Origin of the sequence: Arthrobacter sp. FB24, from assembly GCF_000196235.1 — a bacterium.
Classification (GTDB): Bacteria; Actinomycetota; Actinomycetes; order Actinomycetales; family Micrococcaceae; genus Arthrobacter.
In genome coordinates this window covers 4,200,175-4,222,838 of sequence record NC_008541.1, presented here as the reverse complement: position 1 = coordinate 4,222,838, position 22,664 = coordinate 4,200,175, and the positions used below count along the sequence as shown (strand labels likewise).

Here is a 22,664-nt window from a genome sequence, read left to right as displayed (position 1 = left end):
CGTGAGTAGTCTCATAAAACTTGGGGGTCCGCCGGACCGCGTTGGTACCGTCGAAAGCCAAGCCAGACTCAATACGACCCCTGGCCCCCGCCTCCGTGCGCCACAGCGCGGCCGGGAGACCCGGCGTCTGGACCGCAGCCTCAAAAACTGAAATGGGACCAATGAGCCACAACTCCTCAGCGCGCCCCGGCGCAGCGCCGGCCGCTGGCGCACCCTCACCACCAAACCAGTCACCGTCGCAGGACGCCGCGCCGGAACGCACCACGCGGGTCAACAAGACCGTCTTTTTCGGCTCGGCTGCGGGCGTGGTGGGCATCGCGCTCTGGGCCATGCTCGCCAAGGACAACGCCGAGGCCGTCATCGGGTCCATGGTGGGCTGGGTGTCCACCAACATGGGCTGGTACTACTTCCTGATTGTCACGGCCGTGGTGGTTTTCGTCCTCGTGGCCGCGCTGTCACGGGTGGGCAAGACCAAGCTCGGACCGGACCATTCCAAGCCCCAGTTCGGCATGTTCACCTGGGCCGCCATGCTGTTCGCCGCCGGCATCGGGATCGACCTGATGTTCTTCTCCGTGTCCGAACCGGTCAGCCAGTACCTTGCCCCGCCGCAGGGCGAAGGAGGTACCGCTGAGGCCGCCCGGCAGGCCCTGGTCTGGACCCTGTTCCACTACGGCATCACCGGCTGGGCGCTCTACGCGCTGATGGGGTTGGCGCTGGGCTACTTCGCCTACCGCCACAATCTTCCGCTAAGCATCCGCTCCGCGCTGTACCCGATCTTCGGCAAGAAGATCGAGGGCCCGCTGGGGCATGCCGTGGACATCGCCGCCCTGCTCGGCACCATCTTCGGTATCGCCACTTCGCTGGGCATTGGGGTGGTCCAGCTCAACTACGGCCTGAACTTCATGTTCGGCATCCCGGAGAACCTCGCCGTCCAGATCGGCCTGATCGCCCTGTCCGTGGTGATGGCCACTGTCTCGGTGGTGTCCGGCGTCGAGAAGGGCATCCGGCGGCTGTCCGAACTCAACGTGATCCTGGCCGTGGCCCTGATGCTGTTCGTGCTGGTGACCGGCAAGACCAGCTTCCTGCTGGACGGCATCGTGCAGAACGTCGGCGACGTCATGAGCCGTTTCCCGGCCATGACCCTGGACACCTTCGCGTACGACCGGCCCACCGACTGGCTGAATGCCTGGACCCTGTTCTTCTGGGCCTGGTGGATCGCCTGGGCGCCGTTCGTCGGCCTGTTCCTGGCCCGCATCTCCCGCGGCCGCACCATCCGCCAGTTCGTGCTCGGCACCATGACCGTCCCGTTCCTCTTCATCCTGCTGTGGATTTCCGTGTTCGGGAACTCCAGCATCGACCTGATCATGAACGGCAACGCGGCCTTCGGCGAAGCCGCGATGAGCCACCCGGAGCGCGGCTTCTACAGCCTGCTGTCCCAGTACCCCGGCGTTCCGGTGACGGCCGCCGTCGCCACCTTCACGGGACTGCTGTTCTACGTGACCTCCGCCGACTCCGGAGCCCTGGTGATGGCCAACTTCACCTCGCACCTCAAGGACGCGGACGCCGACGGTCCGGAATGGATGCGCGTGTTCTGGGCGGTGGCAACCGGCCTGCTGACGCTAGCCATGCTGATGGTGGGCGGCGTGGCCACCCTGCAGAACGCCACAATTGTCATGGGCCTGCCGCTGTCCCTGCTCCTGGTTTTCATCATGCTGGGGCTGTACAAGGCGCTGCGGGTGGAGAACTCGCTCAACGACAGCTACCGCGCCAGCCTGCCGGGCATCATCACCGGCCGTGCGGGCGAACAGCGCGGCGGCCGCAGCTGGCGCCAGCGCCTCACCCGGGCCATGAGCTATCCCGGCCGCCGGCAGACCACGCGGTTCGTCGAAACCGTGGCCGTGCCGGCGCTCCGGGAGGTCAGCGAGGAACTGAAGGCCCAGGGCGCCGAGACCGTGCTTTCGGTGTCCACGGTGGAGTCCTGCGGGATCGACAGTGCGGACCTGCAGCTCGCCATGGGCGAGGAGCGGCCGTTCAAATACCAGATCTACCCGGTGCAGTACGAGACGCCGTCCTACGCCACCCGGCGGGCGGACCCGGACGACCACTACTACCGGATGGAAGTGTTCTCCCTCGAGGGCAGCCACGGCTACGACCTCATGGGCTACACGAAGGAACAGGTCATCACCGATGTCCTGGACCACTACGAACAGCACCTGGAATTCCTGCACCTGAACCGTGCAGCGCCGGGCAACACCGTCCTGGTCGAAGACCAGGTGGCTAAAGACAATTGGGAATCAGACTTCGAAACGCAGGAGGCAGCGAAATGACCACCGCAACGCTATTCATCGGCGGCACCTGGAGTGCAGCGTCCGACGGCGGCACCCGTGAGATCCGCTGTCCGGCCGACGGCGAACTGGCCGGCGTCGTCTCCGAGGCCAACGCCTACGACGCTGTCCGCGCCGTGGCAGCCGCCAGGGCGGCGTTCGACGGCGGCGAATGGGCAGGTGTCCCGGCCTTGGAACGCGGGTCCTTCCTGCTGCGCGTCGCGGCGAGGTTGCGGGAGCGCAAGGACGAGTTTGCCCGCGCCGAAACGCTGGACACCGGCAAGCGCCTGGTGGAGAGCGAAATCGACATGGACGACATCGCCAACTGCTTCGAGTACTTCGGCAAAATCGCGGGCCAGGACTCCGGACGGCTGGTCGACGCGGGCAGCAGCACCGTGGTCAGCCGGATCGAATACGAACCCGTAGGCGTCTGTGCGCTGATCGCCCCCTGGAACTACCCGCTGCTGCAGGCCGCCTGGAAGATCGCCCCGGCGCTCGCGGCAGGCTGCAGCTTCGTGCTCAAGCCGAGCGAACTGACGCCCCACACCGCCATCCTGATGATGCAGGTCCTGGAAGAACTGGGACTGCCGTGCGGGGTCGCCAACCTTGTCCTGGGCGACGGGAAAACCGTGGGTTCAGTGCTTTCCGGAAACCCGGATGTTGACCTCGTCTCCTTCACGGGCGGGCTCGAAACCGGCAAGACCATCGCAGCTTCGGCCGCCGCCACGGTCAAGAAGGTAGCGCTGGAGCTGGGCGGCAAGAACCCCAACATCATCTTCGCTGACGCCGACTTCGACGCCGCCCTGGACAACGCGCTCAACGCCGCCTTCGTGCACTCCGGCCAGGTCTGCTCCGCCGGCTCGCGCCTGATTGTCGAGGAATCCATTGCCGAACGGTTCGTGGACGAGCTGGTCCGCCGTGCGGAGCAGATCCGCCTGGGCGGCCCCTTCGATCCCGACGCCGAGACAGGGCCGCTGATCTCCGCAGCCCACCGCGACAAGGTGACCGCCTACGTGGACAAGGGCGTCGCCGAGGGTGCACGCCTGCGCTGCGGCGGTACGTGGGGCGACGGCGAGCTCAAAAAGGGCTACTACTACCTGCCCACCGTCCTGGACCAGGTCACCAGCGGCATGTCCGTGCTGAAGGATGAGGCTTTCGGTCCGGTGGTCACCGTGGAAACCTTCAGCACCGAAGAAGAAGCCGTGCGGCTGGGCAATGACACCCACTACGGCCTGGCCGGCGCCGTCTGGAGCCAGAATGCCGGCAAGAGCCAACGCGTGGCCCGCAAGCTGCGCCACGGCACCATCTGGATCAACGATTTCCACCCCTACCTGCCGCAGGCGGAATGGGGCGGCTTCGGCCAGTCCGGCGTCGGGCGCGAACTCGGACCCACGGGCCTGGCTGAATACCAGGAAGCCAAGCACGTCTATCACAACATCGATCCGCAGGTGACGGGCTGGTTCGCGGACCCTGGCACAGCCGGGAACACAGCCGGGAACACAGTCACCGCAGAGGGGAACTAAGCGCATGACAGCATTGGACAAGACTGACTTCGACTACATCGTCATCGGCGGCGGGTCCGCCGGCGCAGCGGCGGCCTCCCGGCTGAGCGAGGACCCCTCGGTGGAAGTGGCGCTCGTGGAAGCCGGCCCGGACGACCGCGGCGTGGACGCCATCCTCCAGCTGGACCGCTGGATGGAACTGCTGGAATCCGGCTACGACTGGGACTATCCCGTCGAGGAGCAGGAAAACGGCAACTCCTTCATGCGCCACGCCCGTGCCAAGGTGATGGGCGGCTGCTCCAGCCACAACTCCTGCATCGCCTTCTGGGCGCCCCGCGAGGACATCGACGAGTGGGAGCAGAAGTTCGGCGCCACCGGCTGGAACGCCGAGACGGCCTACCGCCTGTACAAGCACCTGGAAACCAACGAGGACGCCGGACCGGAAGCGCCGCACCACGGCGACAGCGGCCCGGTCCACCTGATGAATGTGCCGGCGGAAGACCCGTGCGGCCGCGCCCTGCTGGACGCCTGCGAGGAAACCGGGATTCCCCGGGTCCGCTTCAACTCCGGCGAAACCGTGATCAACGGCGCCAACTTCTTCCAGATCAACCGCCGCGCGGACGGCACCCGCTCGTCGTCGTCGGTGTCCTACATCCACCCCGTGGTGGACCGTCCGAACTTCACCCTGCTGACCGGGTTGCGTGCCCGTGAGCTGAAGTTCACGGCGGACAACCGCTGTACCGGCGTCGACGTCGTGGACAATTCCTTCGGGAAGACGCACACGCTGACCGCCGGGTCCGAGGTGATCCTGTCCGCTGGGGCCATCGATTCGCCCAAGCTGCTGATGCTGTCCGGGATCGGTCCGGCCGCCCAGCTGGAAGAGTTCGGCATCCCGGTCCGCTCCGATTCCCCCGGGGTCGGCGAACACCTTCAGGACCACCCGGAAGGCGTCATCCAGTGGGAAGCCAGGAAGCCCATGCCCGAGACGTCCACCCAGTGGTGGGAAATCGGGATCTTCACCACCACAGAAGAAGGCCTGGACCGGCCGGACCTGATGTTCCACTACGGCTCGGTGCCCTTCGACATGCACACTGTCCGCCAGGGCTTTCCGACGACGGACAACGGCTTCTGCCTGACGCCGAATGTCACGCACGCCAGGTCTCGCGGGACGGTCCGGCTCCGCAGCCGCGACTACCGGGACAAGCCTAAGGTGGATCCGCGGTACTTCACCGACCCGCACGACATGCGCGTGATGGTTGCCGGCATCCGCAAGGCCCGGGAAATCGTGGCGCAGCCGGCCATGGCCGAATGGGCGGGCAAGGAGCTCTATCCCGGCGAAGCCATTCAGAGCGACGCGGAAATCACGGAGTACATCCGCAAAACCCACAACACGGTCTACCACCCGGCGGGAACCGTGCGGATGGGCGCGTCGGACGACGTGATGTCCCCGCTGGATCCTGAACTTCGGGTCAAGGGCGTGTCCGGACTGCGCGTTGCGGATGCCTCGGTGATGCCGGAGCTGACCACGGTGAACCCGAACATCACCACCATGATGATCGGGGAGCGCTGCGCGGAGCTGGTGAAGGCCGCGCGGGCACAGGCTTCCTAGCGCGTTTCGGATTCGGCCTTTGCATCGCGCCGCACGGGGTGCTGGCTGGTGATGGACACGCGGTTGAACGCGTTCATGGTGATCACCAGCCAGCTCACCGCCGAATATTCGGCCGTGTTCAGGTGCTGCCGCGCGTAGGCGTCCTCCCGTTCACGGCTGTGGACGTCGGGCAGGGTGGTGATGGACTCGGCCAATGCCAGGGCCGCGCGCTCCTTCTCAGTGAACAAAGCGGTGTCGCGCCAGGCGGACAGCACGGCGAGGCGCTGCGTGGTCTCGCCCTTCTTTAGCGCATCGGCAACGTGCATGTTCAGGCAGTAGGCGCAGCCGTTGATCTGCGAGATGCGGACGTTGAGCAGCTCCGTCAGCGCCCTGCTGATGCCGGCTTCGTCGGCCGCCTCCCGTGCCTTCAGGCCGAGTCCGTTCAGCGCACGCCAGACCGCCGGGCTTTCCTTGTCAATGAAGATGTGCTGGGTGGTGGGGTTGCCGGCATCATGAGTCTGGTCCATGGCTTCCAGAATACCCATCAGGACATGACCGATTTTGTCACAGTCGTGACAAGGCCATTGAAGCGCTGTAGTGTTTTCACCGGACCGCCTGTCCGCCCCGCGGCGGGCGGCGGTCCACCAGAGAAGTTCCTGTGTGTCGGGCCGTGCGCATGTCATACGCAGGCTCGCATGCCAGCCGGAGGGCGGTTCCTTGGGGGAGCCGCCCTCCTGCATGCCCGCCTAAGGGGCTAACGTTTCCCGGGCCGCAGTCCTACCATGTGAAAATGCGTTGTCGCCTGAGGTTCCAGGGTCGCCGCACCCCGCGGGTGATCTTCGCCGTCGCGCTGCTCATTGCCCTGCCGCTGGCGCCGGCGTTCGGTTCGCCGGTCCCCGATCCGCCAGCCCTCACCTTCCTGGCTTCGGGTCCGCCGGACCCGGGTCCGGCGGACACGAACATTGCCGGCGGCGAGGCTGCGGCCATGTCCGACGCCCCATTCGCCGCCCAAATCGCCTACGACACCGCGGGTGCCAGGGTGGGCTGCACGGGCAGCCAGATTTCAGCGGAGTGGGTTATTACTGCCCGACACTGCGACTCTGCCCGACTTCAGTCAGTCCGTCTTGGCAGCCCGTACCTGGGCGTCGGCGGTTCCGTGCGGAAAGTCGCTGCCCGGTACCCGTCGACGACGGGCGACGTTCTCCTGCTCAAACTCTCCGCCCCGCACCCCGGACAATATGCCAGCCTCTCCCGAACCTTCCCGGCTCCCGGCTCGGACGCACGGGTATTCGGCTGGGGGGACCAGGCTGAGGGGTCGGGTGCCATGTCCTACCAGGTCAAGGCTGCCGGTGTAACCGTGGCGGGGCAGGGCTCGGACGCTTTTGGCGGCCTGTCCGTGCGGACGCAGTCCCGGACGGGGCACCCGCTGTCCGGGGACTCCGGAGGGCCCCTCATTGTCGCCGGGAAGCTGGTTGGCGTGCTGTCGACGTCGAGCGTCCTGCCGGCCGGCAACCCCTCCGGGTTCGCCGGCCTCTACAACGACCACGCCGCCGTCTCGCGCCATCTGGGCTGGATCGCGGTCATCACCGGCGTCGGCCCGTCCTGACGCCCGGACGCCTTGGCGGCCGGCGCCCCTGCCGGTGCCGGTCAGCGGGGGGCCAATCGCCCCTAGACAGCCATTTCGCCGTCGGCAAACATGGAGCGTAGACCCCGTCTGCAAAGTTGAGTCATGTACACTCAACTTTAAGAGTTGATCTATCCCCGAAAGGAGCTCTCTTTGGACGCCAAGTTCACCACCAAGAGCCAGGAGGCTCTTTCGGCAGCAGCCATGAACGCCTCCACGGCGGGAAATCCCCAGGTTGAGCCTGCCCATCTGCTCAAGGCGCTGATGGACCAGCGGGAAGGCGTGGCCGTCGCGCTCCTGCGAGCCACCGGCGCCGATCCGGACGCCGTCAGCGTCCAGGCGAGCACCGCCATCAAGGCGCTCCCGGCGTCCTCCGGCGCCTCCGTTCAGCAGGCCCAGCTGTCCCGCGCCGCCCTGCAGGCAATCAAGAATGCCCAAAACGAGGCAGACAAGCTGGGGGACACGTATGTCTCCACCGAGCACCTGCTGCTGGGCCTCTCCGCCGGCAGTGACGCCGTCGGCAAGCTGATGCGGGACGCCGGCGCCTCCCACGAGGCCTTGCTCGCCGCGCTGCCGGGTGTCCGCGGTGACCGCAAGGTCACCAACGCCGACCCCGAGAACACCTTCCAGGCGTTGGAGAAGTTCGGCACGGACCTTACTGCCATCGCACGGTCCGGCAAGCTGGACCCGGTGATCGGCCGCGACGCCGAGATCCGCCGCATCATCCAGGTGCTGAGCCGCCGTACCAAGAACAACCCGGTGATCATCGGCGAACCGGGCGTCGGCAAAACCGCCGTCGTCGAGGGCCTGGCCCAGCGGATCGTCGCCAATGACGTCCCGGAGAGCCTGCGCGGCAAGACCCTCATCGCCCTGGACCTCGCCTCGATGGTGGCCGGGGCCAAGTACCGCGGCGAGTTCGAGGAACGGCTGAAGGCCGTCCTGGAGGAGATCAAGAGCTCCGAGGGGCAGATCGTGACCTTCATCGACGAGCTTCACACCGTGGTGGGCGCAGGCGCCTCAGGAGACTCCTCCATGGACGCCGGCAACATGCTCAAGCCCATGCTGGCCCGCGGCGAGCTGCGGTTGATCGGTGCAACCACGCTGGACGAATACCGCGAGAACATCGAGAAGGACCCCGCGCTGGAGCGCCGCTTCCAGCAGGTGTTCGTGGGTGAGCCGAGCGTGGAGGACACCATCGGCATCCTCCGCGGCCTGAAGGAACGCTACGAAGCCCATCACAAGGTGTCCATCGCGGACTCCGCCCTGGTCGCTGCGGCGACACTCTCCAACCGCTACATCTCCGGCCGGCAGCTTCCGGACAAGGCGATCGACCTCGTGGACGAGGCGGCGTCCCGGCTGCGCATGGAGATTGACTCCGCACCGGAGGAGATCGACCAGCTCCGGCGCCAGGTGGACCGGCTGACCATGGAAGAACTCGCCCTCGCCAACGAGAAGGACGCCGCCTCCGTTGAACGCCTCGCCGCGCTCCGGGCGGACATGGCGGACAAAAAGGAAGCGCTGTCCGCACTGAATGCCCGCTGGGAAGCTGAGAAAGCCGGCCTCAACCATGTCGGTGACCTGAAAGCCCGGATCGACGAGCTGCGGTCGGCGGCTGAGAAGTACCAGCGCGAAGGCGACCTCGCTGCCGCCTCCCGCATCCTTTACGGCGAACTTCCCGCACTGGAACGCGAGCTGTCCGCTGCCGCCGAGGCGGAAGCCGCACGGGTTGCCGGCGGTGGCGCCAAGCAGGAACTCATGGTGGCAGACGAGGTCACGGCTGGTGACATCGCAGAGGTGATTTCGGCGTGGACCGGCATCCCGGCCGGCCGCATGCTCCAGGGTGAAAGCCAGAAGCTGCTGCACATGGAAGAGGAACTCGGCAAGCGGCTGATCGGCCAGAAAAAGGCCGTCACTGCAGTGTCGGACGCCGTCCGGCGCGCCCGTGCGGGCATCAGCGATCCCAACCGGCCAACGGGCTCGTTCCTGTTCCTGGGACCCACCGGCGTAGGCAAGACCGAACTCGCCAAGGCCCTGGCGGAGTTCCTGTTCGACGACGAGCGCGCCATGGTGCGGATCGACATGTCCGAGTACGGCGAGAAGCACTCCGTCGCGCGGCTTGTCGGTGCACCTCCTGGCTACGTGGGCTACGAGGAAGGCGGCCAGCTGACTGAAGCCGTCCGCCGTCGTCCGTACTCCGTGGTGCTGCTGGACGAAGTGGAGAAAGCCCATCCCGAGGTGTTCGACATCCTGCTGCAGGTGCTCGACGACGGCCGCCTCACCGACGGCCAGGGCCGCACCGTGGATTTCCGCAACGTGATCCTGGTGCTGACCTCGAACCTTGGCAGCCAGTTCCTGGTGGACCAGACCCTGGATGCCAACGCCAAGCGCAGCGCCGTGATGGCAACCGTGAACGCGTCCTTCAAACCGGAATTCCTGAACCGGCTGGATGAAGTGGTGCTGTTCGACGCCCTGGACGTCGAAGAGCTGGCCCGGATTGTGGAACTCCAGGTGGCTGAACTTGGCGGAAGGCTGCGCGAGCGCCGCCTGGACCTGGAAGTCACCGAGGGCGCCCGCGCCTGGCTGGCCATGACGGGCTTCGATCCCGCCTACGGCGCCCGCCCGCTGCGCAGGCTGGTGCAGCGCGAGATCGGCGACCGGCTGGCCAAGGCCATCCTCGCCGGGGAAATCGCGGACGGCGACACCGTACTGGTGGACACCGCGGCCGACGTCGACGAACTCACCATTGCCAGCCTGGGCGGACAGGAATCGCCCGATGGCCGTGCCCTCGCCGGCAGCGGGCTGTCAGTGCGGCGGAAGGGCTAGCAGCGCAAGGGCGGGTGGACGCGGTCCGGCGCGGTCCTAGGGGATCAGGGATTCCATGATGATGTTGCCCTTGTCCGCCGTGACATAGCAATCCACCCGCCGGTCGCCCTTCTCCCAGCTGGTGTCGCTCGGATAGGCGTTGCGCTGCATGAGGACGTAGTTTGCCACGGCGTCGGTGAGGCCGGCGTCCTGGCAGATCTCGCGGCCCTTTTGCCGCAACGCGGCGATGCCCGGATAAGAGTCTGATTCCGGGTACCGGTACAGGGCGACCAGTTGGGCCGAGTGGCCGGTGGTGCAGGCCACCACCCGCGATTCCGTAGCTTCGGGATCGAAGTTCTCGAAGCAGTCGCCCAGCTGGTAGTCCAGGGCGCTCACGCCGTCCTGGGGAAGCTGGCTCCGGGTTGCCGGCGCAGACTGTGACGTCTCCGAGACAGCCGGGGCCGGGTCCTGCCTGGCGGCCTGCTCGTTTGCGCTGGCGATCAGGGAGGCCAGCCACCAGATGAAAAGGCCCAGCAGCACAAGTCCGGCCACCACGAAGCCGGCCTTGAACAGATTCTGTTTTTGTTCGGCGGTTTGTTCGGCGGTTCTCCGGGTATTGCTCGCAGGCCGGGCGCCCGGGGCAGGCTCCGCAGGCTCTGTTGTCACGGCCGGGGCCTCTGTTGTCGCGGCGGGCTGCTGGATGGGGAGGCCGCTGGTCGGTGGCCTGGCAGGCGGAGGCGGCACCACGGGCGGCGTCCCGGCCCCCGGGGATGTCTTGTGGTTCCCGTCGCTGGTGCCCGTTGCGTTCTCGTCATTCACGTGAAGATTCACCCTTCCCGGCGTCTTTTCCCCCGCCTTATGCCGTGGCTGCGGCCGTCGGCGTGGAGTCGCTCAAACGACTCTACCGAAGAAAAAACCGAGGGCCGAAGAAGGCCCGGACCTGCGTAAACGTGGCTGCTGTCCGCCGGGGGCGCGTTCCGGGGAGCAGTTACCGCTGAAAGCATGTAATCTAGGTGTACGACAAATTGACCAAACATTCCGGGGCCTCACTAACGCCAATGGTGACCACCTCCGGTCCGAGTACAAAAGGGGGTCACGCCATGGGGCGCGGCCGTCAAAAGGCAAAAGCTACCAAGCAGGCTCGGGATATTAAGTACTATTCCCCGAATACTGACTACACGGCTCTTCAGCGCGAGCTCAAGAGCTCCGAGGGTCGTGCACCGAGCCGTTTCTCGAGTGAGCCGGTAGAGCCGGATTATTCGGCCTATGTGGATAAGTACGCGGATGATTTGGAAGACGACGACGACGAGGTTGACACCCGTCGAATCGGTTAGTTGTCGCCCCCTGAACCTGCCGTAAGGCACTCAGTGGCGTGCCGCCGTCGTTCATTCACCACAGTGATCCGTACGATGCTTCGGCTCTTCTTTCCCAGCACCCCCGGGTGCTGACCTCAGATATCAGGCCCGTCAGGGCGCGCCGGTTTCCGGTGCGCCCTGACGGGCCTTTCTGCTGTGCGCCTACACTGTTGGGGTCGAAGGGAAACAATTTTATGACCGAGCGCAGCACGTACAATGCGGGCGAGATCTGCTGGACGGACCTGCAGGCCAAGGATGTCGAGGCCGCCAAGTCCTTCTACGCAGGCGTGTTCGGATGGCGCTACGAGGACCTGCCCACACCGGACGGGCGAAGCTATTCGAAGGCCTACCTGGGCGATGACCTCATCACTGTCATTGCGCCGCAGAATCCCCTGCAGGAGGCATCCGGGACCGCCGCGCAGTGGAACATCTACTTTGCCGCGGGTGACGCCGGCGCCATAGCCGAGGAAACCCCGCACGCGGGCGGCACACTGGAGTTCGGTCCCGAGGACGTGGCGGACACCGGTGTCATGGTGTTCGTCGCGCCGCCCGGAGGCGGAACCACCGGGGTGTGGCAGCCGGGAACGCATACCGGCACCGCCCGGTACAACGAGGCCGGGGCGCTGGCCTGGGCCGAACTGTTGACCGCCGAACCGCAGGCAGCGGTCGCGTTCTTCCAGCAGCTGTTCGGGCACGAGGTTACCGAGTACCCGCAGGACGACGGGGGGACGTACACCACGCTGATGGTGCACGGTGCGGAGGTGGCCGGGATCGCCAGGGTTCCCGGCGATGCCCAGCACACGCTCGAACCCGGCTGGCAGGTCTATTTCGGCGTTTCGGACGTCTCGGAAGCGGTGGCAGCTGCGGTGGCAGCAGGCGGCGTGGTCCTTGTTGAGCCGGACGACATCGAAGAGGCAGGAACTATTGCCACGCTGAAAGACCCCCAAGGCGGGGTGTTCAGCGTGCTGGAACTTTAAACAGGCGAGTGCTCCGCAACTGCCGTTTTCAGCTCGCTAGACGGCGGTTGCGGAGCACTCGGTCAGTTGCTCGGGGGAGGTGCTCAGGCGTACGTGTTCACCAGTCGGACTGCGCCGCCGTCAACACCCTTGGCACCCTGGACATAGTCCGGGCCGGTCTTCACGATCGAGTCCGAGTTCTCCTCCACGGTGCCCATGACCCAGGACGGCAGGCCGCGGTCATTGAGGCGGTTCACTGCGGCGTCGGCCGCTTCGGGGGAGACGATCGCCACCATGCCCACGCCGAGGTTCAGCGTGCGCTCGAGGTCGGCCAGCGGGACGTTGCCCAGTTCCGAAACCAGCTTGAAGATGGCGGGGAGTTCCCAGGTGGCGCGGTCCACCGTGGCGATGAGGCCCTGGGGGAGGACGCGGGCCAGGTTGGCCGCGAGGCCGCCGCCGGTGACGTGGCTGAAGCCGTGGACGGCCGCGCCTGCCGTAACCGGGAAGGTGCGGGCCAGGTCCAGGCAGTCTGCGGCGTAGACCCGGGTGGGCTCGAGCAGTTCCTCGCCCAGCGTGCGTCCGAGTTCGGAGACCTGGCGGTCCAGGGCCCAGCCGGCGTGGTTGATGACGCGGCGGACCAGGGAGTAGCCGTTGGAGTGCAGGCCCGAGGAGGCCATGCCGATCACTACGTCGCCGGCGCGGACGCGGTCCGGCCCCAGCAGGGCGTCGGCCTCGACAACACCGGTGGCGGCACCGGCGACGTCGTACTCGTGCTCACCTAGCAGGCCAGGGTGCTCTGCGGTTTCGCCGCCCACCAGGGCGGTGCCGGCCACGGAGCAGGCTGCCGCGATGCCGCGGACGATGTCCGCGATGCGCTCGGGGACAACCTTTCCGCAGGCGATGTAGTCGGTCATGTAGAGCGGTTCGGCGCCCACCACTACGATGTCGTCCACCACCATGCCCACGAGGTCGAAGCCAATGGTGTCGTGGATGTCCATGGCCTGGGCGATGGCCACCTTGGTGCCCACGCCGTCCGTGGAGGTTGCGAGCAGCGGCCGCTTGAAGGTGAGGAGCCTCGAAACGTCATAGAGTCCGGCAAAGCCGCCCACTCCGCCGATCACGGAGGAATTGTGGGTGGCCTTGACGGCGTCCTTCATGAGTTCGACGGCGCGGTCGCCCGCTTCGACGTCAACACCGGCAGAGGCGTACGTGATGCCGGCGTTCTGGGCGGAGGAAGATGCGGAAGTCATACGGACTCTTTCTTGTCAGCGCCGGCGGTGGCGGCGTGCACGTCTGGCACAAGGTCGGCTTCGGTCAGCAGGTTCTCGAACTCGGCATCAGGTCCCGGGTCGCAGCCGGTGGCACCGGCCTTCCCGGCCGGATCCTCGTCGGAGTCCACAGCCACGGTGGCGGATGCCGGGGCGCTGGCTGCGGATCCGGCAGCGGGCAGGCCGCCGAGATCCGTGCGCTCGAGCAGGTTCTTGCCCAGCTTGTCCGAGCCCGGGAGCTCGATGGGGTACTTGCCGGTGAAGCAGGCGGTGCAGAGGCGTTCGCGCGGCTGCTGGGTGGCGCCGATCATGCCGTCTTCGGAGATGTACGCCAGCGAATCGGCCCCGATGGCTTGGGAAATTTCCTCAATGGTGGCGCCGTTGGCGATCAGTTCCGCGCGGGACGCGAAGTCGATGCCGTAGAAGCACGGCCACTGGACCGGCGGGGAAGAGATCTTCACGTGCACCGCGGCGGCCCCGGCTTCCCGGAGCATCCGGACAATGGCGCGCTGGGTGTTGCCGCGGACGATCGAGTCATCCACCACCACAACGCGCTTGCCGCGGATTACGGATTCGAGGGCGTTGAGCTTGAGGCGGATGCCCAGCTGGCGCAGGGTCTGCGAGGGCTGGATGAACGTGCGGCCCACGTAGGAGTTCTTGACGAAGCCGTGCGCGAAGGGGATGCCGGATTCCTCGGCGTAGCCCACGGCGGCGGGGGTTCCGGACTCCGGGACCGGGATGACGATGTCCGCTTCCTGGGTGTTTTCGCGGGCCAGCTGGCGGCCCATCTCCACACGGGACTCGTACACGGAGCGTCCCGCGATGGCCGCGTCCGGACGCGCAAGGTAGACGTACTCAAAAACGCAGCCCGCCGGCGTCGGCTCCGCAAAACGCTGGGACCGCACGCCGTCTTCGTCGATGGCGATGAATTCGCCGGGTTCGATTTCGCGGATGAAGCTGGCGCCCACGGTCGCCAGGGCAGACTGCTCGGAGGCGACTACCCAGCCGCGCTCCAGCCGGCCGAGGACCAGCGGGCGGATGCCGTAGGTGTCGCGTGCCGCGTAGAGGGTGCCTTCGTCCATGAAGACGAAGCAGAAGCCGCCCTTGATCTTGGGCAGCAGCTCGATGGCGGTCTGTTCGAGGGACTTGCCCTCTTCGCCCTCCAGCAGTGCCGTGACCAAGGCCGTGTCCGAGGTGTTGCCCTGCTTCATTTCGCCGCTGAGCTGGCCGCCGTTGCGCTCAATGATCATGGCATTGAGCTCGGCAGTGTTGGTGAGGTTGCCGTTGTGGGCCAGTGCCACGGTGCCCGTGGCGGTGGCGCCAAGCGTGGGCTGGGCGTTGGCCCAGTGGCTGGCGCCGGTAGTGGAGTAGCGGCAGTGGCCGACGGCCAGGTGCCCGGTCAGGGTGTTCAGCGTTGTCTCGTCGAAGACCTGGGATACGAGCCCCATGTCCTTATAGACGTTGATCCGCTTGCCGTCACTGGTTGCTATGCCAGCCGACTCCTGACCGCGGTGCTGCAATGCATACAGCCCGTAATAGGTGAGTTTTGCTACTTCTTCACCTGGTGCCCAGACCCCGAAGACGCCGCAAGCGTCCTGGGGGCCTTTTTCGCCAGGGAGAAGATCATGAGAAAGTTTTCCATCGCCGCGTGCCACTGGTCGATTATCTCACGTGATGGGGTAGGACTTTTCCGGCTGCCCGTTTATGACTGACGGCCGGCCGCGGCGCCGCTGTCCTCGCCGTCGTCCGTCTCGTTGCCCGGGGCCTCTTCCGGGACGGCCTCGACGACGGCGTGCTCGGCGCGGCGGACGCTGAGCCGGTCCAGGAGGAGGGCAACGATGGCGCCCAGAATCACGCCGCCGGCGCCGAAAAGGACCAGGAAGAAGCCGAAGACCGAGCTGGGTTCGTAGCTCGGGTCTCCGGGCAACGCAAACGCGATGACCGCCGCAACGATGACGCCCACTAGTCCGCCAAGTATGAGGAACGGCACGTATTTGGGTGCTCGGCGCACGGTGATTTCGCGCCTCTCGGCGGGGGTGTCTTCAGAAGCCATGCCCTCTAGCCTACTGCCCCGGGCTCTTCCTCCAGCGCCTAGCTGCCGCGGTACGTCGAGTAGGCGAACGGGCTCAGGAGCAGCGGCACGTGGTAGTGCTCCCCGGCGTCGGACACGGTGAACACCAGGTCCACTTCCGGGAAGAACGTGGCCGTGCCCAGGCCCTCGTAGTAGGCGCCTGTGGCGAAGTTCAGCCGGTACGTCCCGGCCGGGAGCAGCTCCGGACCGAGGTCCTTCGCCCGGCCGTCACCGTCGGTGGTGCCCGAGGCAACGAGGCTCCAGCCGCCGCCGTCGCGCGCGTACAGCCCGACGGCTACGCCGGCAGCCGGGCGACCGGCTCCCGTGTCAAGGATGTGGGTGGTCACCTGTGAAACGGTCATTCGCTGATCACTCCTTCGAGCCGCAGCAGGGCGATTTCGCGCAGCTGCCGGGCCACTATGGCGTCTTCTTCTTCGGGGGTGTGGTTGAGGCGCTCGTGCAGCGCCGCCAGGATTTCCGGGGCGGTGCGTCCGGCGGCCCGGATCAGGAACACCCGGCCGAACTTTTCCTCATAGGCGCGGTTGCCTTCGGCCAATGCCGTGGCGATCTCCTGGTCCGCGGGATCCACTCCGGCCTGTTCCGATCGGGACATGGAAGCCTCCGTGGTGGAAGCGGCGGGCCGTTCCCCGATCCGCGGATGGTGGGCCATGGCCGACTCCACCTCGTCCGGTGTGAACGGGTCGGCGGCGTCGCGGGCGAAGTCCAGCAGGGCCTTGCTGCTGGCAAAGGGTCGTGCGTCCGCGATCTGGTCCACCCAGCGCTGGACGTCGATGCAGGGGCGAAGCGCCGCGGTGACTTCCGCGCGGTCCGCCCCGTTGAATACGGCAAGCTGCATGCTTGTTCATCCCTCGTGCAAATGCTGGCATCCATGGCGTCGGCTATGCGGAAAAGGGAGTGCCCCGCTGTAGTGGCCGCCACGGATCCGGTCAGGGCCGCCGCAGTCGCCTACATTCCGCATCATGGAACTGTTATTTCAGCATGCGTAATAGTCAACCTGAAATTTGCGGTTGGTGTCAAGAGACTACCTCACCCCCGTGAGCGGCAATCCGCTCCGCTAGACTCCTGCTGCGGGGACTGTGGCGCTTGGCCGGGTGCTCTGGGGATGGAAGGGACTTAAGTGGCTCAAGCAGATGGGCACAGCCTTGTCAGCGCTGACTTGGCACGGCGCTCCGTGCGGGGAGAGTACGGACTGTTGGAAGAGAGTTCTAGTGCCGGCGCGGCGCGCGCACTGAACTTCCTGGTGGACCTTGCGGCGAAGCTTTGCGGCGTGCCCTTCAGCGCCGTCAATATCATCACTCCCGAGCAGCAGGTCCAGCTCGCGGCTGCGGGCCTGAAACCCGGACTGTGCGCACGCGAAGACTCGATGTGCGCACAGGTCTTCCAGCAGGGCCGCACCACCGTGGTGCCCGACGCTTCCGCGGACCCCAGGTTTGCGGCCAATCCGTTTGTGACCGGAGAAATCGCGAGCGTCCGGTTCTACGCCTCGTCCCCGCTGGTGACCGATTCCGGCTTCACACTGGGCTCCCTGTGCATCTTTTCCGATGCGCCGGCCACCATCTCCGCCGAACAGACCGCCATGCTGGATGTCCTCGCGGCACAGGTGGTGGAAGTGCTGGAGTTGCAGCACCGCACCCTGCAGCTCCAGCACGCCCTGGAAGAACTCGCCCGCAGCAACCGCAAGCTCGCTGATTTTGCCGGCCGGGTCAGCCATGACCTGCGGATCCCGCTCACCACCATCCTTGGCTATGTGGAACTGAGCGAGGATGACGAGGACATCCGTCCGGACAGCCCGGCTGCGGGCTACCTGGAACGCATCCGGGGCAGCGGGCGCCGGATGCTCTCCATGCTTGACGACGTGCTCAGCTACTCCCAGGTGGGCGGAATGCTGCGTCCGCGGCCGGTCTCCCTTAAGGACACCGTTGCAGCGGCGGTCAGCGACCTGGGCGACGTGTTCAGACATGGCGCCGAGCTAAGCTGCGAGGACGCGGACGTGGTGGCTGACCCGGCGCAGCTGCGGGCCTTGCTGCAGAACCTTCTCGGCAATGCCTCCAACTACCGCAGCCCCGCGCACGAACTCAAAGTCAGGGTCTACGCGCTGGCAGACGACCGCGGAGTCACCGTCCGGGTGGCGGACAACGGCAAGGGCATCAGCGCCGCCGACCGCGAACGGGTCCTTGAACCCCTGGTCAGGCTGCACCGTCCCGGCGACGCACCCGGCTCGGGCCTGGGGCTGGCTACCTGCGTGCGGATCGTCCAGTCGCACGGCGGAGAGCTTTCCCTCACGGAAACCCCGGGCGGCGGAACGACCGTCTCGGCCCTCTTCCCGAATGGCGCCCCGCATGAATCCGCTTAAAGCCTTCTGCCGGACCGCGCTCCTGGTGCTCGCCCTGGTGCTCTTGCTTCCGGCGGGGGCCGCGCAGGCTGCCGTGGCAGCCCAAGCCGGAGCGGCAGCGCAAGCCGGAGCGGCAGCGCAAGCCGCCCTTCCGGCGTCGAACATTAACAGCGGCGAGGACCTCGGTTCCTCATCGGGGAGACCGCTCCTGGGCGGCGTGCTGGAGTGGGGCGAGGACGACGCCGCCGGGTTCGCCGGACGGCTGCAGGCAACCCCGGCGGTGCTCGGCCACGACGTCTCCTTTCCCATCAGGAGCGGTGAAAAGGGCTACCTGCGGGAGTTCCTGGCCCAGAGTGCCGCCTCCGGGGCCCATGCGCTGCTCACAGTGAATCCCACAGTGCCCCTCGCAGAGGTGGGCGCAGCCGGTGCCGCCGATTTTGCCGGGCAGCTTGCGGGTCTCGCGCAGGGTTTTCCCGGGAAGCTGCTGATCCGCTTCGCCCCGGACATGAACTCAAGCTGGGTTTCCTGGGGCCAGCAACCCGGAGACTACGTGACGGCGTTCCGTGCCGTGGCCCAGGCGTTCGAACCGGAATCAAATGCGGTGATGGTGTGGCAGCCGTTCCAGGCGCGCGACTATCCGTTCACCAGGAACCGTGATGCCCCGGCACCCGGCACCGCGGGTTTCGCCGCACTGGACACGAATTCCGACGGCGCCTGGAACGGTTCGGACGCACCCTACGCCCCGTACTACCCCGGGGACGACGTGGTTGACTGGGCGGGCCTGACGGCAGTGCATGACGACACGGGCGGCGGAGCCGCCGTCAACACACTGCCCAGGGACGGGGAACTGGCCTCCCTGCTGAACGGGACCGCCCGGGGGGCCGCCTCCGGTGAGGGGACCAGTTCCGACGGCGGTGACTCCGACTTTTACGAGTCCTACGCGGTCAAGCGGGACAAGCCGCTGCTGCTCCAGACCGCGGCATACTTCAGTCCGACGGCGGGCGGCCCGTCGGAGACCGACATCAAGTCCGGCTGGTGGAAGCAGGTGCTGGGCGAGGCCGCGCCGGGCAAACTGGAACGGATTGCCGCCGTCGTCTGGGACGAGAAGACGGACGTGGGTGACGCCGGCAACACCATCATTGACTGGCGCCTCACCCGGAACGCGGACGTGGCAGCCGACGCCGGGGCGGCCCTCAAGGAGTCCACGCTCGTCACAGGACCGGTCACCAGGACTGTGGACGGGCTCGGCGGGGCACCCGGCAACACGCTGTCCGGTGTGCCGGCGGGGATCGCGGCAGCCGCCCTGCTGGCAGGCGCGGTCCTGCTGTGGTTCCTGCCGGTGCGGGTGCGCCCGGCGAAGGGCTGGACGTATTCGGACAAATCCCCGCGCGACTCCCGCGTGGACCTGATGCGCGGGCTGGCCATCCTCTTTGTGGTGGTGAACCACGTGGGCATGACATCCCTCTTTCAGCTGTTCACGCAGGAAACCATCGGCTTCGTCTCCGGCGCCGAACTGTTCGTGCTGCTGTCCGGACTGGTGCTGGGGATGGTCTACGGGCCCAAGGCCCAGGACAACATCGGCGAGGTCGCCCAAAAGACCGGCAGGCGGGCGGGCAAGCTGTACGTCACGGCGCTGGCAGTTGTTGTCCTGGTGTTCGCCCTCAGCCTCATCCCGGCCTTCAACTCGGACGTGCTGACCTCGTTCACGGACCAGGGGACCGGCGGCGCCGGCAGGTCAGGCGCGGGCCGGACCTACGACCTCTACACCGGCATGCAGGGCCTGCTGCAGTTCCCGGTGTCCGGTGCCGTCATCCCTGCGGTGCTGCTCCTGCAGTTCGGGCCATGGCAGTTCAACGTCATGGGACTCTACGTGATCATGCTCCTGGTCAGCCCGCTGATCCTGCTCGCGCTGGCCCGCGGCAAGGTGCTGTGGGTGCTCGCTGCCACTACCGCGCTATACGTCGCCGGCACGGTGTTCCGGTTCAGGATCCTGCCGTCCCAGTTCGAGGATTCCTTCCCGCTGCTGGTGTGGCAGATCCTGTTTGTACTGGGCCTGGTGGGCGGCTACTACCGGCGGACCCTCGTGGCCTGGTTCTCCGCGCACCGCTGGGTGGTTGGTGTCTGCGCCGCCGTCACTGTGGCTTTCGTCCTGATGTCCTGGGCAAACCCGTACCTGGCCAACGAATACGATGTCCGGCTGGCGCTGACGTCCGACGCGAACTATCGCGCCGTTTACGACCAGTTTTTCGGGCGGACCTACCTGGAACCGGGGCGGCTCCTGAACGTCCTCACCCTGCTGGTGACGGCCTACGCGCTCCTCACGGCCTACTGGACGCCGATCGAACGCGCTGTCGGCTGGTTGCTGATTCCGCTGGGGCGGGCCACGCTGTACGTCTTCATCATGCACGTGGTGCTGATCGCGGTGGTGGCGAACATCCCGGCACTGCAGCAGGGGAACATCTGGCTCAACACCGCCGGGTATGCCCTGATCGTGGCGCTGCTGTGGGTGATGGTCCGGACCAAGTTCCTGTTCCGTATTATCCCCACCTGACGCTCGCTCACCTGTGGTCGCCTATTTTCCGACGCTCTCTCACCTGTGAGAGAGCGTCGGGGAAAAACCGGCGGGAAGTGAGAGAGCGTCGGGCGCGGGGAGCCGGGGTTAGCGGGCGGGGGAGGCGCCGCCGAGACGGGCTGTGACGCGGTCCGCGGCCGCCTTGCAGGATTCGCCGAGGCGTTGCAGCGTGTCCGGGGAGACCCGGAAGCGCGGTGCCGGAATGAGGACGGCCGCCACGATGTCGCCGCGGTGGTCGAACACGGGGGCAGCCAGGCCGACCTCGTCCAGTGACGACTCCCCGTAATTGGTGGCCCAGCCGCGCCGGGCGACATCGCCGAGCCGGATCAGGTAGGCCTCCAGGCTGGTGTCGTCCAGCCCCGGATAGGCAATTTCGCCGCTGCGGAGCAACACCCGCACGCGCTCGGCGGGCTCGGCGGCGAGGAAGACCTGCACGGAAGCGCTGAGGGCATCGTTGTACCGGGCGCCCAGCGGGGTGGTGTGCTTGATCTGGTGGTGGCTGGCAATTTGCTCCACGCACATCGACTCGGAGCCGTTCCACACCATGAGGGCACTTGTTTCGCCGGTCTGCTCCGTCAGTTCGCGCAGGACGGGGTAGGCCACGCGGCGCTCTTCGAGTTCCGCCAGCAGCGGTCCGGCGACGGCGATGAGGCCCAGTCCCAGGCGGAACCTGCGGGTCTCCGGGTCGCGCTCCACCAGGTGTTCCTGTTCGAACGTGGCCAGGATGCGGGAAACGGTGCTCTTGTGCAGGCCGACGCGGTTGGCGATCTCGGTGACGCCGAGCAGCGGCTCGTCGGCGGTAAAGCTTCGAAGCACCGCGATGGCGTTGACGATGACGGACGTGCCTTTGGCGTCGCCGTTGCTGCTGGTTTCGGGGGCTTCTGCAGAGGTCATGGTGTGCACCATCATTCCGTATGTAAGCCGGAAAGCGGCGCCACGAAGGACGTGGCGCCGCTTTCGGGCGGTGGTAACTGCGGTGCTTATCAGGCCCCGATGATGTTGTATTCCGGGCCGAACGGGAACTTGGTGATGTTCTCCGCGCCGTCTTCGCCGACCACCAGGATGTCGTGCTCGCGGTAGCCGCCGGCACCGGGCTGGCCGTCCATGACCGTGATCATCGGCTCCATGGAAACCACCATGCCCGGCTCCAGGACGGTGTCGATGTCCTCGCGCAGCTCGAGCCCGGCTTCCCGGCCGTAGTAGTGGCTCAGGACACCGAAGGAGTGGCCGTAGCCGAAGGTGCGGTTGGCGAGCAGTCCGTAGCCGACGTAGATCTCGTTGAGCTCGGCGGCGATGTCCTTGCATACCGCGCCGGGCTTGATCAGTTCCAGGCCGCGCTTGTGGACCTCGACGTTGATGTTCCACAGTTCCAGCGAGCGGGCATCCGGTTCGCCGTAGAACAGGGTGCGTTCCAGGGCGGTGTAGTAGCCGGAGGTCATGGGGAAGCAGTTCAGCGACAGGATGTCGTGTTCCTGGATCTTGCGTGTGGTAGCCCAGTTGTGGGCGCCGTCGGTGTTGATGCCGGACTGGAACCAGACCCAGGTGTCGCGGATCTCGGAATCCGGGAAGGTCCGGGCAATCTCGTGGACCATGGCCTCGGTGCCGATCAGGGCGACCTCGTACTCGGTGATGCCTGCCGTGATGGCGTTGCGGATGGCCTCGCCGCCGAGGTCGCCGATGCGCGCCCCGTGCTTGATGACCTCGATCTCCTCGGCGGACTTGATCATCCGCTGGCGCATTGCGGCCTGCGCGACGTCCACAAGGGTTGCCGACGGGAAGGCGGCCTGGATCTTGTTGCGGTTGTCCAGCGGCAGCGAGTCGTCCTCGACGCCGAGCCGGCGCGGGTTGATGCCGCGGGTGCGAAGCACTTCCTGGATGGCGAAGATGTAGTTGTCCCGGCGCCAGTCCGTGTACACGATGTTGTCGCCGTAGCTGCGGCGCCACGGCATGCCGGCGTCGATATTGGCGGTGACCGTGACGGTGTCATCCTTGGTGACCACCATGCCGTAGGAGCGGCCGAAGGTGGTGAAAAGGAAGTCGGAATAGTACTTGATGGAGTGGTAGCTGGTCAGGACGACGGCGTCCAGGTCCTTCTCTGCCATGATGCGGCGCAGGCCGGCGAGGCGGCGTTCGAACTCCGTGTCGGAGAATGTGAGCTTCACCTTGTCCCCGTTTTTCAGGACCTTGGTGCGCTCCAGCTCGGCGACGGACGTTGCGTTCTCGGATGCTGTGATGGTCATGGTGGTGTT

Annotated in this window: 18 protein-coding genes; 9 read left to right on the top strand and 9 right to left on the bottom strand. The window is 66.5% G+C overall.

All coding sequences use genetic code 11. The annotated features are described in order from the left end of the window. Positions 1–152: 152 nt before the first annotated feature. The 3 genes from betT to ARTH_RS18960 are packed head-to-tail and all read left to right on the top strand — an operon-like array spanning position 153 to position 5,435. The gene (gene betT, locus ARTH_RS18970; RefSeq protein ID WP_011693570.1) at positions 153–2,327 is read left to right on the top strand and encodes a choline BCCT transporter BetT; all 2,175 of its coding nucleotides are present in this window, start codon (positions 153–155) and stop codon (positions 2,325–2,327) included. Beyond that, positions 2,324–3,847, top strand: coding sequence for an aldehyde dehydrogenase family protein (locus ARTH_RS18965; protein ID WP_011693569.1), 1,524 nt, complete (start codon positions 2,324–2,326; stop codon positions 3,845–3,847). Before betT ends, ARTH_RS18965 begins: the two co-directional genes overlap by 4 nt. 4 nt (positions 3,848–3,851) lie before the next feature. Beyond that, positions 3,852–5,435: a GMC family oxidoreductase gene (locus ARTH_RS18960; protein WP_011693568.1), complete on the top strand. Its 1,584-nt coding sequence runs from the start codon at positions 3,852–3,854 to the stop codon at positions 5,433–5,435. Here the strand turns inward: ARTH_RS18960 and ARTH_RS18955 are convergent. Further along, entirely contained in the window at positions 5,432–5,941 is a 510-nt protein-coding gene (locus ARTH_RS18955; protein WP_011693567.1) for a carboxymuconolactone decarboxylase family protein, read from the bottom strand. The genes ARTH_RS18960 and ARTH_RS18955 overlap by 4 nt on opposite strands. 263 nt (positions 5,942–6,204) lie before the next feature. On the opposite strand from ARTH_RS18955, the gene ARTH_RS18950 reads away from it, so the two are divergent. Further along, on the top strand, positions 6,205–7,020 hold the full coding sequence (locus tag ARTH_RS18950; RefSeq protein ID WP_083812719.1) for a S1 family peptidase: 816 nt from the start codon (positions 6,205–6,207) through the stop codon (positions 7,018–7,020). 171 nt (positions 7,021–7,191) lie between these two features. Then, a complete protein-coding gene (gene clpB / locus ARTH_RS18945) occupies positions 7,192–9,861 on the top strand; it encodes an ATP-dependent chaperone ClpB (protein ID WP_011693565.1) in 2,670 nt (889 codons plus the stop codon). Between the two features lie 36 nt (positions 9,862–9,897). Here clpB and ARTH_RS18940 read toward each other — a convergent pair whose 3' ends face one another. Then, positions 9,898–10,659, bottom strand: coding sequence for a septum formation family protein (locus tag ARTH_RS18940; RefSeq protein ID WP_011693564.1), 762 nt, complete (start codon positions 10,657–10,659; stop codon positions 9,898–9,900). A gap of 281 nt (positions 10,660–10,940) precedes the next feature. On the opposite strand from ARTH_RS18940, the gene ARTH_RS18935 reads away from it, so the two are divergent. Then, positions 10,941–11,174, top strand: a complete 234-nt coding sequence (locus ARTH_RS18935; protein ID WP_011693563.1) for a DUF3073 domain-containing protein — start codon at positions 10,941–10,943, stop codon at positions 11,172–11,174. Positions 11,175–11,389: 215 nt separating this feature from the next. Next, positions 11,390–12,172: a VOC family protein gene (locus ARTH_RS18930; protein WP_011693562.1), complete on the top strand. Its 783-nt coding sequence runs from the start codon at positions 11,390–11,392 to the stop codon at positions 12,170–12,172. 83 nt (positions 12,173–12,255) lie between these two features. Here the strand turns inward: ARTH_RS18930 and purM are convergent, their stop codons facing one another. From purM to uraD, 5 genes are read right to left on the bottom strand one after another with little or no spacing between them, the layout of a single operon-like run. Then, positions 12,256–13,401 (bottom strand): phosphoribosylformylglycinamidine cyclo-ligase, encoded by a 1,146-nt coding sequence (gene purM / locus ARTH_RS18925; protein WP_011693561.1) that lies wholly within the window; start codon positions 13,399–13,401, stop codon positions 12,256–12,258. Next, positions 13,398–15,074, bottom strand: a complete 1,677-nt coding sequence (purF, locus tag ARTH_RS18920; protein ID WP_011693560.1) for an amidophosphoribosyltransferase — start codon at positions 15,072–15,074, stop codon at positions 13,398–13,400. Before purF ends, purM begins: the two co-directional genes overlap by 4 nt. A 47-nt stretch (positions 15,075–15,121) precedes the next feature. Beyond that, positions 15,122–15,472: a hypothetical protein gene (locus ARTH_RS18915; RefSeq protein ID WP_011693559.1), complete on the bottom strand. Its 351-nt coding sequence runs from the start codon at positions 15,470–15,472 to the stop codon at positions 15,122–15,124. A gap of 38 nt (positions 15,473–15,510) precedes the next feature. After that, entirely contained in the window at positions 15,511–15,852 is a 342-nt protein-coding gene (gene uraH, locus ARTH_RS18910; protein ID WP_011693558.1) for a hydroxyisourate hydrolase, read from the bottom strand. Further along, positions 15,849–16,346: a 2-oxo-4-hydroxy-4-carboxy-5-ureidoimidazoline decarboxylase gene (uraD, locus tag ARTH_RS18905; protein WP_011693557.1), complete on the bottom strand. Its 498-nt coding sequence runs from the start codon at positions 16,344–16,346 to the stop codon at positions 15,849–15,851. The genes uraH and uraD overlap by 4 nt, the downstream gene beginning before the upstream one ends. A gap of 282 nt (positions 16,347–16,628) precedes the next feature. On the opposite strand from uraD, the gene ARTH_RS18900 reads away from it, so the two are divergent. Together ARTH_RS18900 and opgC are read left to right on the top strand one after the other, a co-directional pair. After that, complete coding sequence (locus tag ARTH_RS18900) at positions 16,629–17,864, top strand: GAF domain-containing sensor histidine kinase (protein ID WP_011693556.1); 1,236 nt, start codon at positions 16,629–16,631, stop codon at positions 17,862–17,864. Beyond that, positions 17,851–20,394, top strand: coding sequence for an OpgC domain-containing protein (gene opgC / locus ARTH_RS18895; RefSeq protein ID WP_071067515.1), 2,544 nt, complete (start codon positions 17,851–17,853; stop codon positions 20,392–20,394). The genes ARTH_RS18900 and opgC overlap by 14 nt, the downstream gene beginning before the upstream one ends. A gap of 108 nt (positions 20,395–20,502) precedes the next feature. Here opgC and ARTH_RS18890 read toward each other — a convergent pair whose 3' ends face one another. Then, complete coding sequence (locus tag ARTH_RS18890; protein WP_011693554.1) at positions 20,503–21,309, bottom strand: IclR family transcriptional regulator; 807 nt, start codon at positions 21,307–21,309, stop codon at positions 20,503–20,505. Between the two features lie 89 nt (positions 21,310–21,398). Continuing rightward, positions 21,399–22,655 carry an aminopeptidase P family protein gene (locus ARTH_RS18885; protein WP_011693553.1) on the bottom strand — a complete coding sequence of 419 codons (1,257 nt, stop codon included), beginning with the start codon at positions 22,653–22,655 and terminating at the stop codon, positions 21,399–21,401. Between the last annotated feature and the right edge of the window lie 9 nt (positions 22,656–22,664).

Coding starts and splice junctions, on each gene's coding strand:
- betT (WP_011693570.1), top strand. CDS start 153: ATGGGACCAATGAGCCACAACTCCTCAGCGCGCCCCGGCGCAGCGCCG.
- ARTH_RS18965 (WP_011693569.1), top strand. CDS start 2,324: ATGACCACCGCAACGCTATTCATCGGCGGCACCTGGAGTGCAGCGTCC.
- ARTH_RS18960 (WP_011693568.1), top strand. CDS start 3,852: ATGACAGCATTGGACAAGACTGACTTCGACTACATCGTCATCGGCGGC.
- ARTH_RS18955 (WP_011693567.1), bottom strand. CDS start 5,941: ATGGACCAGACTCATGATGCCGGCAACCCCACCACCCAGCACATCTTC.
- ARTH_RS18950 (WP_083812719.1), top strand. CDS start 6,205: ATGCGTTGTCGCCTGAGGTTCCAGGGTCGCCGCACCCCGCGGGTGATC.
- ARTH_RS18935 (WP_011693563.1), top strand. CDS start 10,941: ATGGGGCGCGGCCGTCAAAAGGCAAAAGCTACCAAGCAGGCTCGGGAT.
- ARTH_RS18930 (WP_011693562.1), top strand. CDS start 11,390: ATGACCGAGCGCAGCACGTACAATGCGGGCGAGATCTGCTGGACGGAC.
- purM (WP_011693561.1), bottom strand. CDS start 13,401: ATGACTTCCGCATCTTCCTCCGCCCAGAACGCCGGCATCACGTACGCC.
- ARTH_RS18915 (WP_011693559.1), bottom strand. CDS start 15,472: ATGGCTTCTGAAGACACCCCCGCCGAGAGGCGCGAAATCACCGTGCGC.
- uraH (WP_011693558.1), bottom strand. CDS start 15,852: ATGACCGTTTCACAGGTGACCACCCACATCCTTGACACGGGAGCCGGT.
- uraD (WP_011693557.1), bottom strand. CDS start 16,346: ATGCAGCTTGCCGTATTCAACGGGGCGGACCGCGCGGAAGTCACCGCG.
- opgC (WP_071067515.1), top strand. CDS start 17,851: ATGAATCCGCTTAAAGCCTTCTGCCGGACCGCGCTCCTGGTGCTCGCC.
- ARTH_RS18890 (WP_011693554.1), bottom strand. CDS start 21,309: ATGACCTCTGCAGAAGCCCCCGAAACCAGCAGCAACGGCGACGCCAAA.
- ARTH_RS18885 (WP_011693553.1), bottom strand. CDS start 22,655: ATGACCATCACAGCATCCGAGAACGCAACGTCCGTCGCCGAGCTGGAG.